The sequence below is a fragment of the Parabacteroides hominis genome (assembly GCF_014287585.1).
In the GTDB taxonomy this organism is placed as follows: Bacteria; Bacteroidota; Bacteroidia; order Bacteroidales; family Tannerellaceae; genus Parabacteroides; species Parabacteroides hominis.
Genome location: NZ_JACOOJ010000021.1, coordinates 78,043 through 91,122, shown reverse-complemented (window position 1 = coordinate 91,122; position 13,080 = coordinate 78,043). Strand labels below are relative to the sequence as shown.

The following is a 13,080-nucleotide window of genomic DNA, read 5'->3' as shown; positions in this document are numbered from 1 at the left end:
CAGCTTTCGCCTTCTCCCATCCGATCCGTTCCGTCCAATACACCCATCCGCAAGCCACAACCGCCGCCATCCACGCCGACCGGCTCATTCCGGCAGGCAAAACAATCAGGATAGCTCCGGCGCATATCCAGGCAAAATAGTGCATCCCCTTTTGAAATTTCAAAGCCGCCCACAGGCAAACCGGCAGCACGGCCGCTAAGTACCCGCAGTAAGGCCCCGGATTAAAGAAAGAGCCCGTCAGCCGGAAAAGCGAATGGTTGGAATAGGCATAGCCATGCAATTGCTGCATTCCCCAAACGGCTTCGACCAGTCCGGTGAGCATTCCGACGAACAGAAAGAAGAATTTCAAGAAAGGGGCCTCTGCCAGCCAATAGCGCAACAGGAACCATAATACGAACAACTGTCCGCCGAAAAGCAGTTTCCCCGGTTCGGGATCGAGCTGCCAGTCGTATGTCGCGAGCGTGATCCCGGCAAACAAGAGCAACAATCCGTCCGGCAATGCAAACGGAATGCTTTTCCTCCCGCCGAACCATGCCGTCACAACCGTCCCGATTGCCATCAGCGACATCGACAGGTGGAACCAGAAGACTTTTCCCATCACAATGCCGTTCGTCAATCCGCTATCGCCGACGAGCGGCGTGGCGAGCAGCATCGCCCCGAAAACGGATGCCAGTGTAGTCCGGATCCCATGCCTATGCAATTCCAATTTCATGCTTATGTATTTTTATTTCCATGCCAGTCTGTTTTTATCTAATCTTTTTCATGAACCGATCCCATCGGAACTTGCGGGTGTACGGGTCGACCGACTTCCAGATAAATGCCGCCTTGCCGACGATATATTCTTCCGGCAACAAGCCCCAATAACGGGAATCCTGCGAGTTCATGCCTTTGTCGCCGGCCACGAAATAATAGTTTTTCAGAAAACAGTAGTCTTTTATTGGTTTGGCATTAAGGAAAACAGTTGAATCTTTATATTCTAATTTCCCTTTTTGCTCCCACTCGATCAGTTTGCGGTATAAGATATAATTCCCCCGGTTCATAGTCAAGCAGTCACCTGTTTTCGGGATATAGATCGGCCCGAAATCCCGGATGTTCCAATTGGCGATGGAGTCGAACGGGAAACTGTTATAGATGCCGTCCGGAAATTCTCCCGGCAACGTCTGCCCGATCCTGCGTTGTGAATCAAGATTCCCTAATGGCGTGTCGGCTCCGCTGACCCGGAACATTCCGTTCCGGATGGAAAGTGTGTCGCCCGGCAAGCCGATACACCGTTTGATGTAATATTTCAGGATGTGCATCTCGATCTTGTCCCAGCCGTTCGGATGCGGGAAGTTGAAGACCAGCACGTCGCCCCGCCTCACTCCCCGAAGCCCCGGCACGCGGTGAATCTCGGTCTGCTCCAGTCGCAGCGTCGCGTTGAGGTTGAACAGCCGTGCGCCGAGCGTCGGTTTCCAAACCGCCACGAAATCCCCTTCGACCAGCTCCGGCTCCATCGAGTCGCTGGGGATGCGGAAGGAGGCGAGGAGGAAGACTTGCGAGAAAATCCAAAGGGCAACCAGGCTCACCAAAGCGAGAAATAGGTTCAGTAATATGTTAATCCATCGTTTCACAAGGCTCAAATATCTTTATTTCTCTTAAAGTATCCATCAATTGCCAGTCCTGTTTCTTTCCATACCCCATTTTTATCTTCGAACGTATGGAGCAAAAGAGCGTTGACCGGGATGTTGTCATAATATTGTGTGCTGTCTGTCTGGCATTTGCAATCCAATGGTACAAATTGTCCGCGTTCCGTATCCCAAAAAGAGAGGGGGAAAATTCTTCTTTCTGCTTCTTGCCGGCAGGTAACGGATGTTACCTGTGAGAAATCAGGTTTGAGCAACCGGATCCCACCTTCTCCATCTGTTTGAAAAGGTTCGCTAATATACCTCAATTCGTTTTTTCCGATCGCCTCGGCCACGATCAAGAAATTGCGACCGGCCACGCGGTCAAATTGACAACAATCATTTTCCCGTGTCCCGATGGCGATCGGTTGCCAATCCCTGTCATTGTAGGTGCACAGGTATACCAAGCCGCTCTTTTCTGTTGTTTTTTTGTCGATCGGCACGTGAAGGGTATACGTGGGCAGCTTTTGCTCATCCGTCACATCCGTGAATAACGGACTTTTAAGCAACGTGATATACCCGTCATCCTGTTCCGGCAAAATGGACAGGTCTGCATCGAAATGGCGGCGGTAAACTTTGGCAGGTTGAAGAAAATATGCTGTCGCCAATTTGTCCGCATAGTCGTGCGAGTGTGCTTCGCCCGGACTGAAATCGTGGAAGATACCGTTGTGCGGGACGGCACACCAATTATGGATAAAAGCCATCCGTGTCCATGTCGTTTGATGGACTGCGATCGGTATACCGACAGCCCGCATAACAAAAGTCGTGTAATTGCATAACGCTTCGCAAGTGCCAATGCCGAACCTGCCGGTTTCTTCGATCGTGTTTACCAAAGGGCTACCTGCTTTTTGATATCTAATTTCTTTGCTGAGCTGTTCATTGATGATCATAGATGCTTCCAACGGGGTTTGCGCCCACGACGAGTCCAGCAATGGCATATACTGGCACATAAAAGTTTCACGCGAGTTGGAAGCCGGTTCCGTTTGGGAGCGATAAGGAAGAACAAAGCGACAAAAATCGTTCCAAGATACGGCTCTTGCCCAAGGCTTTTGCCAGACTTGAAAAGCCAAGTCTATATTTCTGATCAGATAATCACTATGCAAAGCCTTGATGTCGTAAACGATCTCTTTCCTGATCGTATATCCTTTTTCCTGTAAAGAATCACAATGTCTTTTTACGGCTTGATTGTCCGTGAAATTCCGGATGTCGGGTACATATCGTTCGCCTTCGGGCGATACGAAATATTCCATCCGTGAAAAATGGAACGGCATGTTCCGGATCAAAAACCGGGCTGCTTCCAACTTTAAGCTGTCATTTTTGTAATATTCGAGCACCTTTTCCAATTCCGCCTGATTTTCTCCGGCCATAGACAAGGCTTGTTCCAAGCTGACACCTTTTGTCTTTTGCATGGAACAAGAGGTCAGAATATTTAATATCATGAATAAGAAGCATGTTTTCATGGGCAGAATGAACAATTTGCCAACATTATAGTTTTTTGATTGAAGTCCCTGTATGTAGAACGCATCTATCCATACTATTGACTGCTTTTTAGATTAAAGAAAAGAAGAATAGGATTATTTTCTTCAGCCCTTCTTGATATGATTTGTTGCAATTCATTATCCATATATTCAGTCTTGCAATCCGTATCTATTTTTAATACAGAAATGAAGTTCTCTTTACTCGTTCCGATAATTTGTAAACAATCAACTTTCTCAATTGATTTAGGACTATTTTTTTCTGTTTTAAGATAATAATACCCTTCTTTTTTGTCTTTGTCATATATTCCGATATATCTCCTCTCTCCGACGCTAAACTGAGAGGTTACAAACTTCTTATTTTCAAATATTTGTACAAAATAAACATAATTGTCTGTATATAATTTTTTTATATAATTATCCCCTTGTTTATCTATAGATTTCAAATACTCTAACGATGGAAAAGATAGGTTCTCATATTTCACGTCATAATAACGGAAACATGAATCTGGTGTGATTTTGTAAATGTCAGAAGTAAAAGGCAAATAGATAAACAATTCACCTTCAGATCTATAGAATCGATGAATAGGCCGCATCGTATATCCACTTTCAAATTCAATCGGTAGAAACTTCTGCTCGATTTGTCCGTTTTTGTTACATTTTAGAACATGGTATTTATAGTCCTTATTTTTAATATGTGTTGAAAGTGAATTATAACTGACAAAATTGTCTTTATCAACTTTTTCAATAGAGGTGGTTTCTATCTGTATATCATCGATAAACACAAATGAATTTAGATCATAAGATAATATTTTTTGCCCTAAATCTACAAGTGATATCAGATTGCTTTCTTCATCGATTAACATAGATGTTATCATTGAATATTCTCCCGGCCCCTGTCCTGTTTTATGTATCTTTCTTAAGAATTTTCCGGTATAATCAAAAACATAAACGCTTTGTGTATAGATATCAAATATAAATAATTCTTTTGAAGTACAACTAAACTGTGTGATTTCTGAGAACAGACATTCATCAGTCGTTTCAAGCTGTACATATTTTTTGTTTTCTAATAGATTTGATTGGTTTAGAGAAGAACTTGTTTCAGAAAAAATAATTTTCGTTATAGCTTGTTCTTCCTTCTTTATAGAAGTACAAGCTGTTATGCCAAACAAGACCAATAATATAAATAATTTATTTTTCATTATCAACTAAATTCATTAAGTAGAAGGAGAGAATGATTTGAAATAGTGATTTGTTTTAATCCAAAATCAATTCTTTCGGTTTTTCTCTCCTCTTATATTAATTAGCAGCAGGACTTATCTCCGGCACCAGAACACACGCAGTTTACACTTGAATCACTTCCTGGAATTACATATTTATATTTTGTACTTCCACCTTCTCTACGAGCCAATGCCTCAACATTCTCTAATGCTAAGTCAGACAATTCAACACTCTGTTTGTTCTGCTGGTAGTTCCAGCCGGCCGCAACGGCGATTGCAACAAAAGCGATAACGCCGATGATTCTTTTTCCCATCTTTGTTTTATTTTTTAGGGAGTTATAGACTATCTTTATTTTGGATCTTTCGTCCGGTATCATTTCCCGGAACAGGTGATTCCAACCCTTTTTTGTTTATCCCAAATTTACTACTTTTGCCGTTACCTCCTTCTTTATTAGTTATTGAATGAGGAAAAATCGGGGAGTTTCTGCTTAGACTTGCAAGGTTCTGTGTGCAGGAACTCCTTCCTTTTCCCCGTTAATTATTTTATTTCACTGTCCCAATAAAACTCACCATTAGCGAGTTGTTCGGGATATTACCATATATCTCCACTGTCCGGTAGAAATCTCCCGGCTGTTCCGCTTCATAGCTGACCGTGATCGTTCCGCTCTCTCCCGGTTGCAGCTCTTTCCAATTGCAAGTCGCTTCGGTGCAGTCGCAAGAGGTGGTGAAACCTGTCAGCTTAAAGACAGTTATTCCGGTATTCCGGACTGCGATCGTCTGCTTCTTGGTTGTTCCTTCTTTGACTGTCCCTAAATCGTATTCGCTTTTTTCCGGTTCGAGGGTGGTTTTTGCCAATATCTCTTTGTGTTGCACACCTGCAATCTGTTTTAGATACAAAGCCCTGACAGCCAAGTTGTGCACCGGATTGCCGATCACTTTCACCTTATTATTCTTATCAAGCAAGAAAGTCTGAAATGTAATATCTTGTGGAAATTTGTTCAACTTGTCCAATCGGCTGTCCCGATCGATACAGACCGGACGGTCGAAGTTGTCGCGTTTCAGGATGTATCGCAACTCTTTGTCGTCTTTCGACTGGAAGACGAAGATGAACGGGATGTTGCTGTTTGTTGTCGAATCGACATGGGCGATCAATTCTTTCCATTTCGGCAGTTGTAATTTGCAACTGGTGCAACCTGTTGAATCGACATAAATCAGCACTTTATATTCTGCATCGGGTATCCGGTATTCCACCTGTTCAGTGACAAAACGGGTGAAAGCCATATCCTGCGGAAAGACGATCTCTTTCCCTTGCCATTCCTGAACCAGACGGGCAAATTGCTCTTTCTTGTTTTCTTGGCAAGCGGCTAACAAAAATAACAGGGATAATATGTAGAGTCGTTGTTTCATTTTCTTGTTATAGTTTGAATGTCACGATCGGATTATCGCTTTCCGCACAGGTCGCAATTCCGGTGTTTGTTTTTTCATTGATATGGATGCCTAAAATATTTTTGTCGAGCGTATATTTTCGAACCGGGTTTCCTGCCAAATCGAACACGTAAAGGAAATGGCCTCCTTTGGGAGCAGACATGCCGCGTTTGTAAAATTTGTCCCGCTCTTCCCAGGACATCCCATCGAAAACGGTATAAATATAATCGTCTGTGACTTGTATGTCCACAAACCCTTTGATGCCGGTCGGGAATCCTTCGCCTCCTTTTTCAATGAATTGAGGCTCTCCGGCAGGGCCGTATATAACGTTATGGGCTTGAGTCTTCAAATTGTATATTTCAAGGGTTTCTCCCAGTTGAGTCGCTATTGCGTATATCCCGTTTTTCGGATTGTAGTCGGTAAAACTACGCCAAGCTTGTGCTAAGGCGGGATGAATATCTTGTTCATAGTTGATTTCGGTGGGGATTTTACCTATGTTTTTGATCGGTTTACCACTATGACTGACTTTGTGATAACGAAAATCACCCAGATAGTCTGTGATCAGAAAGGCTGAATCTGTACGGTAGAAGTCTAAAGAGCGAACCAGATTTTTGTCTAATCCTATTTCTTCCACACGGGAAACCTTTTTTTCATAGGGAGAGATTGACCAACGTGTGATCTGCATCCTGTTCGCATCGAGCGCCCAGATAGAATCGGGCGAACAAAATTGGAACATTTCGGCGGAAAGCATTTCTTCCGGACCTCCTCCTCGTTTACCGAAAGATGCTATAGGAGTCCATTCGGGGTATGTGAAAGAATAAAAGTAATGACTATCATTATGTAGATCCATAATAACAGCGATACTGTCTTTTACCGCTACCCGGTAGGGATAACGGAAAAAGACAGAATCAATAGAAATCTCCTGCGTGGCTACTGTTTTCTCATCAGGAAAAATTGCATACCGAGGGTAAAGAGGATCGGGTGAACCACTGCAGGAGATTAATGTTATTCCTATAAGTAGTATGTATAGGAGATTCTTCATTGCTGATTTTTATCTGAAACCACTGTATTTTCTTTCCACTTTTATTCCATGACATTCTATGTCACCCCAGCCATAACACATGAAGTTCTCATTAGGGCCTTCTTCTGTTGAGGCTAAAGCCTCGATATTTTCAAAAGCCAAATCATTTAATACGTTTTTATCTGACTGGGTAGAGTAAAAATACAAACCTCCCAGTAAGCAGAGGAGAGCGATACCTGATTGAATAGTCTTTCTTTTCATGTTTATTTTATTTGTTAAATTAGTTTTTAATATATTTGTCCCATAAAACCACTTTAATAGCAATAAGAGGTTGATGCAAAAGTATCTATAAAATAGACTTAGGCAAGTGCTTTTAGAAAGACGGGAGATAAATTGTTGGTAACTGACTGATCTATAGTATGCGTGTCAGCAAATTGTCAGAAAACTTAGCCCGTGGTCAAGGATAAAATAGGAGGATTTTTGGTATGAAACAAAAGATTTATATGATATTAAGTTGTGTGAGTCTGACTTGTTTATTCAGTTGGTGGTTATGGAGTGCTTTCCATATACAGTTAAATAAATTATGTTCAGAATCATCTTTGATATTTGCAGAGGTGATGCAAAAAGAGAAAATATTGAGGATGGGGCGGAGATTTGGTAATTATGATCCAATGAGTTCTCCGAACAAAATATCGGGAACAGAAAAAGAAGAGTGGTGTGACCAGGATTTTCTTTTTTATAAAGATTCAACCCGTGCATTCTTGGACAGCCTTTTTCGTGCTACACTTTTAGAACATAAGATTCAGGCAAATACGGCTCTTTGTTGTATAAGGGAAGGATGTGTTATTAAAACTTCTTCCAATGATGCTTTTTATGAAGAGGCACTTCCCTTGGAGCAATTTGTTTATCGGATTGATGAGAACCCTGATAGAACGATCATGTTACAAGCCTATATCAAGTTTCCTTTTGGGACGGTTTGGCGGCACAGTTATTTAATGTGGGGGATTTTGGTTTTGGGACTTTTGTTGTTAGGAGGCGTTATTGGAGGTTATCGTTTCTGGTGTAAGAAAATGCGCAAGATTGCTGAACAGGAGTTGCAGCAGCAACAACAACATGAGCTAAAACGACAGGAATTGTTACAAAAGCAAGAAGAATTGCAAGAAAAAGAAAAACGGTTGCCAACTCCTGATCCATTAATTCATTCCAAGACAATCTCCTGGGTTGAATTGGCAGAGGACTTGATTTTTGATAAAGAACATGGCGATTTATGTTATAAAAATGAAGTAAATATTCGCCTGGTAGAAAACTCGTTACGATTGTTTTACCTTTTTGTACAAGTAGAAGAGCATAAACTGACCTATGAAAAAATATGTATAGATGTATTGGCCCGATCGACGAAAGATGGATTATCTAAAACAGATCGTGACGCTGTAGCTAATGCGATTCGTCATTTACGGAAACACTTGGAACAAATACCTGTCATTCAGATAGAAACAATCAAGGGTGTGGGCTATCAAATGATCATCTATGCTCCCACAATTGATGAGAAATCGCATTAAAAAATACAATATCCTCCCCTAATTACGCCTAAAATTGTATACATCTATTTCCCAGTCGATTATCAAAATGGCTGTTTCTTAAAAAATATTATCCCTGCGGATAAATTGAAAAATATGGGGTAGAAAATCAAAATAGATGCGGTAGAGTTTCGATTTGGACCAATGGGTATTAAGACAAACTATACAATAAGGGATGGAATGGCAATAAGGAAGTAGCAGAATCGTTGATGTATGCTTTTTGTTTTTATGAGAAACATAGCCGGAAAAACAGGAAATTACTATCTTTGTTGTATTGCGAGTTGAATGTACGGCTCCAAGTTTATCTATCGTCTTGTCAAGTCGGGACGTTACTATTAAAGGTTATGACGAAGAATTCGCTATTTACCGTTTAGGCTTCCCCAATCGGGAAGTGGAAGAAGGGTTTATCAAATATTTAATGCCATTCTACACCAATGTCGATAAAGTAGAGCCGGAAAGCGGTTCAAGATCGGGATAAATTTCAGTAACCGGTTGCGGAATATTGAAGAGTGGAATAGCTAAAGTCCTTATGTTTCGATCCAAGGATATTGTCGCCTTGCAGAAAATAGCAATAATTTCATTACAATTCTTTTCCCCATTTATATAGACAAATTATAGGGTTATCATCCAATGTTTTATCTTTTACTATCTGATAAAGCTGCATATCTTTTTGAACATGTTCCATATCTTCATTCATAGAAATAACCCCGATAATACAATCGTTTGTTGATCCGGCCGGAAACATCAGCATTCCTAAATTCATGGATCGATAATAATCTTTCAAAGAAAACAGGTATCCTTTCTTTTGTTTTTTATTATATATCGCTTGAACAGGCATCAATTTTTTTTGTATTGAAAAACAAATTAAATTGGAGCATTCATCGATTCTGTAACCTGTGATATAGTCCGAACGATCCAATGCTTTCGTATAATCTCTGTTCACACCGGATAGAGAGGCTTCACCTTTTGCGAAATTTAAATCAAGAAATTTGAAATTCTCTAATTCGATGTGGTATTTTTTTATCAATTGTCCGTCGTCTGTATATTGCCATACATCTGGAAACAAGTGATGATATGCATAAATTCCTTTTTCACCTGTTCTATAAAGGTGGGTTTTACCTGGTTTTACCATTGTGGTGTAAGGTGTTGTAAAATCAGCTTTAAGGGAAACGGATTCCGGTGCGAGTGAAGAATCAGTTGTTTGTATATAATATAAATTTGAGTCAGCACGCTTTTGGGGATTCCGAAAACCATTGCATCCCCAAAATGACAGCTTCTTATTTCCCATACTAATAAAATTCGTATAAGAAAAATCGTTGTTTATAGCATATTTAAACCGATAGGTTTTTAAATCGAAGAAAAGCATCCTTTTCCGATATTTATCTGAAATAACAATCTGATTATTGGTTGTGTCAATATCAAAGCTATTTATCATTGCAAAATCTTCCGGCCCATTTCCTTTTTTTCCTACTTTTGTGATAAATTTTCCATCTAAATCAAAGACAAACAAGTCCTCAGATTTTTTACCTTCCAAAATATAGATTAAATTATTCACTATTTGGATTTCAGAAATAGAACCGATCAAACATTCGCTTCTCGTTTCGAGTGGTATAAAATGAGTGGTTAGAGAATCTGCTAAAGAAATGTATTCTTCCTTACAATCAATAATCTCCACTGATTTATCTTGTTCTACCGTTCTTTTGTCAATAGAGCAAGATTGTATGAAAATAAATATAAAAAACAGGATCGTTTCTTTCATCTCGTTAATTAAGAACAGTGTAGTTGCAAAAATAAAAGAAAAACAGGAGTAATCAAAGGTACGGCAGGTTATTTTCGAGCAAATCTGTAAGCATATTTTCCAATTTCCGATGCCTTATTGTAAATAAAATATTTTTTCACATTTGGATGTATAAGTGTTAAGCATTCCTCTTCAATAGGCAAAACGACGCTTTTTTCATTTATTTGCCGGTCTTTCTCCATGACGACCGTCTTCATCGCCCTGACAAGGGACTTCATCACCCTGAAGACGGTCGTCACTACCCATGATCTCGGCAGCCCATGGCAACGAAGACGGTCGTCGTGGGAAAGTCCTGCGCACCTCACGGGAGAAAAGCAGAAAAATGCTTTTGGCGTAAACGGGACGCGAATCGACTTCGTTCGTATATATTCGATTCTCCAGGAGTTGAGGTTTTTCATATTGTTACTGTTTTGCTGTTTGGGGTAGCAAAACAAAGCCCTAAGATGGATAAACTGCCGACCACATGGCACTTGCTGTCACCGTGAAATGGCTAAATTGTGCAAGGTGTCTGAGCAAAATGAACCGGAATTCCAGATGAAATGGAAAAATGGTAAAAAGGGGGTTATTGTAGTTTTATTGTAAAATAATCTTATTCGAAAAACTCCAAGATGTATGGATTGTCTTCCATATTCCCTGTGATTGTATTGCCGAATTTGTCGCTGACCTCTTTACCATATTCAGAAAGTCGGTCAGGGGTAATGTAGAGCAACAGGCTGTTGTCACTTTCAGTATCAGAAATACTGGAAAGAGTTGTTCCATACGAAAATTCGGTTGAAATATGTTGCGTGCCTTGTACCTTTGTCAGGTAGTTTTTGCCGTTTTGGTGTGTCTGTATCCAGATCGTGTTACCTAAAGCCATAATATTATTGATGTAGGAATTTTTGTTTGCTTCCATGATGAAATCTGTACCATGTGTTTGAAATAATTCCAGTAGTTGTTTTTCGTTTAGATAGTTGCCTTTAGCAACATATTGTCCCATCCGGAATTTTTCCGTTTGTTTGTTAAATGAGACAAATGTATTGGAGATTCCAAGTTGGAAAAGATAATCGGAACCATAGGCAACGAACTGTACAGGTCGGAACATGATATAAGGAATTTCTTTTTTCAGATATTCGGTGATGATATTCCCGTCTTTATCCGTCAAAGTTAAAATATTCTTGTTTTGTCCGGTTACAAGTAATATGTGCGAATTGTCCATCCTTTTAAATTTATGGATCATAAATGGATAGGTTATCTTCCTGATAAGAGAAAAACGGGTCGCGTCATAAATTTTCAGGCTCTGGTTGTCGGATATCCATACTTCGGTCTTGCCTCCTGTTTTATATATGTCAAAATCTTCGATCCGTGGATATTCTTCCGGTCCTTGTCCTTGCTTGTTTAGAGCTGATACGAATTTACCGTTGTTATCGAAATGGAGAATGCTGCTCCCATTGGAAGACAGGATATAGTAATGGCCTTGATATTTCCGTATTTTGTCTATTTGACCGACCAAGCATTGGGAAGTTGTTTCCAGCGGAGTGATTTCATATCGATCGGTGAACAGTTCCGTCCATTTAGGATGTGTCTCTTTGGGCGATAGGTCTTCAACCAAAAACATTTCAGTTCTGCCTTTGTTTGAGCAGGAAGTAAAAATTAAACAGACACACAGGAATAGTTGGGTGATAGGTCTCATATTTCATTCTTTATTTTAATCGTTAGTAGTATCCAGTTGTTACCGTTAATGGATAAATCCGGTAAAATAGCCCGGATAGCCGGGTAGGTGCATTTTATGTTCAGATAATGGACGGCCAGGTCTTTTTCCCGTACAAGCATATAGAGATGGTTTTTATCGGAACCCACAAAAGGATTTACTTCGTTTGATTTAAAATTGTCAAAAAGACGGTCGAAAGAGTAAAGGGCATTATCTTTTAGATCAATCATGCAAAAGTCGTTTCGTTTTCCAATTAATTTGAAAAAGAAATATCCGGAGGTTGAATAAAAACTATATATATTATGGATATATAGTTTTTCTGTAATTATTCGGCTCATTTCACTATCTTTTTCAGGTACTCTATCTTTTGTAAGAAAGTCACTGTGGAAATTGAGTGTATAAAAAGGAGTAACCTCTTTCTTAGAACGATTGTATAAATAGATTGTATCTGTTTCGTCTGGTAAAATAAAGATATCGTTTAGTTGATTGGTTGTATATAAATTATAGGGAGAAAAAGGCCACTCTTTTTTCCCCCATTTCGGCAAATATAATTTATGGATGGATTTGAAATCGGTAAGAGCAATGAAATGTCCTTCGATATTTCCTCTATCCGTATATGCTCCCCCTGAATAAATTAAGAAATTTTCTCCATCTGTAGGGATGATAGCTGCACAAGGAAAAGGCAAGGATATTCTTTTCACAGGTGTACCGTCTAATTTGAATTTATTGATAATTTTGAATCGGCTTACCACCCACAACTCTTCCAGTTCTGGAATAATACACATCGAATTAACCAACAGAGCATCAGAAAATGTAATTTCTTTTATAAACTTTCCGGATTTGTGGTATATGTAAACATTCTTTCCGCTAATTGTCTGTCCCATAAAGTATAAGTAATCTTTATAGGAAAGCATGTTTATGCAGTTGTCAAAAACGGTATTGGTTAGTTTTGTACAGGAAATATTTGAAATTAAGTTATCCAAAATGATTTTCTGATATTCATTCATGTCTATCTGAATTCCCTTTTTCTCATTAAAGGGAAGGGCTATACTTGTCATATTACTTGTATTGAATATGTATATAATAAGAAAAATGGAGAATATTTTAGTATTCATAGTCCAATTATTTTATAATAAGGGAAGAAATCCTGTTGTCTGTATTTTAATTTTTATTAGTCAGTGGATCCTTGAGTAGGATGCTTTTCCTTTGACAT

11 protein-coding genes and 2 pseudogenes are annotated in these 13,080 nt (G+C 39.6%); 2 read left to right on the top strand and 11 right to left on the bottom strand.

Annotated features, from left to right (window positions below):
• From H8S65_RS12490 to H8S65_RS12455, 8 genes and pseudogenes are all read right to left on the bottom strand, one after another.
• Positions 1 to 712 (bottom strand): annotated as a pseudogene (locus H8S65_RS12490) (O-antigen ligase family protein); the annotation flags it as partial.
• 34 nt (positions 713 to 746) lie between these two features.
• Positions 747 to 1,610, bottom strand: coding sequence for a signal peptidase I (lepB, locus tag H8S65_RS12485; RefSeq protein ID WP_186930286.1), 864 nt, complete (start codon positions 1,608 to 1,610; stop codon positions 747 to 749).
• 5 nt (positions 1,611 to 1,615) lie between these two features.
• Positions 1,616 to 3,100, bottom strand: a complete 1,485-nt coding sequence (locus H8S65_RS12480) for a transglutaminase-like domain-containing protein (RefSeq protein ID WP_255489195.1) — start codon at positions 3,098 to 3,100, stop codon at positions 1,616 to 1,618.
• A gap of 95 nt (positions 3,101 to 3,195) precedes the next feature.
• Positions 3,196 to 4,338, bottom strand: coding sequence for a 6-bladed beta-propeller (locus H8S65_RS12475; RefSeq protein WP_186930284.1), 1,143 nt, complete (start codon positions 4,336 to 4,338; stop codon positions 3,196 to 3,198).
• A 101-nt stretch (positions 4,339 to 4,439) separates the two neighbouring features.
• The gene (locus H8S65_RS12470; protein WP_186930283.1) at positions 4,440 to 4,670 is read right to left on the bottom strand and encodes an NVEALA domain-containing protein; all 231 of its coding nucleotides are present in this window, start codon (positions 4,668 to 4,670) and stop codon (positions 4,440 to 4,442) included.
• A 229-nt stretch (positions 4,671 to 4,899) separates the two neighbouring features.
• Positions 4,900 to 5,763, bottom strand: a complete 864-nt coding sequence (locus H8S65_RS12465) for a DUF1573 domain-containing protein (protein WP_186930282.1) — start codon at positions 5,761 to 5,763, stop codon at positions 4,900 to 4,902.
• A gap of 7 nt (positions 5,764 to 5,770) precedes the next feature.
• Entirely contained in the window at positions 5,771 to 6,823 is a 1,053-nt protein-coding gene (locus H8S65_RS12460; RefSeq protein WP_186930281.1) for a BF3164 family lipoprotein, read from the bottom strand.
• Positions 6,824 to 6,832: 9 nt separating this feature from the next.
• Complete coding sequence (locus H8S65_RS12455) at positions 6,833 to 7,063, bottom strand: NVEALA domain-containing protein (protein WP_186930280.1); 231 nt, start codon at positions 7,061 to 7,063, stop codon at positions 6,833 to 6,835.
• A gap of 224 nt (positions 7,064 to 7,287) precedes the next feature.
• On the opposite strand from H8S65_RS12455, the gene H8S65_RS12450 reads away from it, so the two are divergent.
• On the top strand, positions 7,288 to 8,361 hold the full coding sequence (locus tag H8S65_RS12450; RefSeq protein WP_186930279.1) for a winged helix-turn-helix domain-containing protein: 1,074 nt from the start codon (positions 7,288 to 7,290) through the stop codon (positions 8,359 to 8,361).
• A gap of 343 nt (positions 8,362 to 8,704) precedes the next feature.
• A pseudogene (locus tag H8S65_RS21395) lies at positions 8,705 to 8,830 on the top strand (AAA family ATPase); the annotation flags it as partial.
• 129 nt (positions 8,831 to 8,959) lie between these two features.
• Here H8S65_RS21395 and H8S65_RS12445 read toward each other — a convergent pair.
• The 3 genes from H8S65_RS12445 to H8S65_RS12435 all read right to left on the bottom strand — a co-directional run bounded on the left by H8S65_RS12445 (position 8,960) and on the right by H8S65_RS12435 (position 12,982).
• A complete protein-coding gene (locus tag H8S65_RS12445) occupies positions 8,960 to 10,138 on the bottom strand; it encodes a 6-bladed beta-propeller (protein ID WP_186930278.1) in 1,179 nt (392 codons plus the stop codon).
• 628 nt (positions 10,139 to 10,766) lie between these two features.
• On the bottom strand, positions 10,767 to 11,774 hold the full coding sequence (locus H8S65_RS12440; protein ID WP_255489193.1) for a DUF4934 domain-containing protein: 1,008 nt from the start codon (positions 11,772 to 11,774) through the stop codon (positions 10,767 to 10,769).
• Between the two features lie 71 nt (positions 11,775 to 11,845).
• Positions 11,846 to 12,982, bottom strand: a complete 1,137-nt coding sequence (locus H8S65_RS12435; protein WP_255489192.1) for a 6-bladed beta-propeller — start codon at positions 12,980 to 12,982, stop codon at positions 11,846 to 11,848.
• Positions 12,983 to 13,080: the final 98 nt, after the last annotated feature.

Excerpts from the sequence above, each read along its gene's own strand:
- H8S65_RS12435 (WP_255489192.1), bottom strand. The coding sequence starts at position 12,982 with ATGAATACTAAAATATTCTCCATTTTTCTTATTATATACATATTCAAT.
- H8S65_RS12480 (WP_255489195.1), bottom strand. The coding sequence starts at position 3,100 with ATGATATTAAATATTCTGACCTCTTGTTCCATGCAAAAGACAAAAGGT.
- H8S65_RS12460 (WP_186930281.1), bottom strand. The coding sequence starts at position 6,823 with ATGAAGAATCTCCTATACATACTACTTATAGGAATAACATTAATCTCC.
- H8S65_RS12470 (WP_186930283.1), bottom strand. The coding sequence starts at position 4,670 with ATGGGAAAAAGAATCATCGGCGTTATCGCTTTTGTTGCAATCGCCGTT.
- H8S65_RS12475 (WP_186930284.1), bottom strand. The coding sequence starts at position 4,338 with ATGAAAAATAAATTATTTATATTATTGGTCTTGTTTGGCATAACAGCT.
- H8S65_RS12450 (WP_186930279.1), top strand. The coding sequence starts at position 7,288 with ATGAAACAAAAGATTTATATGATATTAAGTTGTGTGAGTCTGACTTGT.
- H8S65_RS12445 (WP_186930278.1), bottom strand. The coding sequence starts at position 10,138 with ATGAAAGAAACGATCCTGTTTTTTATATTTATTTTCATACAATCTTGC.
- H8S65_RS12440 (WP_255489193.1), bottom strand. The coding sequence starts at position 11,774 with ATGTTTTTGGTTGAAGACCTATCGCCCAAAGAGACACATCCTAAATGG.
- H8S65_RS12455 (WP_186930280.1), bottom strand. The coding sequence starts at position 7,063 with ATGAAAAGAAAGACTATTCAATCAGGTATCGCTCTCCTCTGCTTACTG.
- H8S65_RS12465 (WP_186930282.1), bottom strand. The coding sequence starts at position 5,763 with ATGAAACAACGACTCTACATATTATCCCTGTTATTTTTGTTAGCCGCT.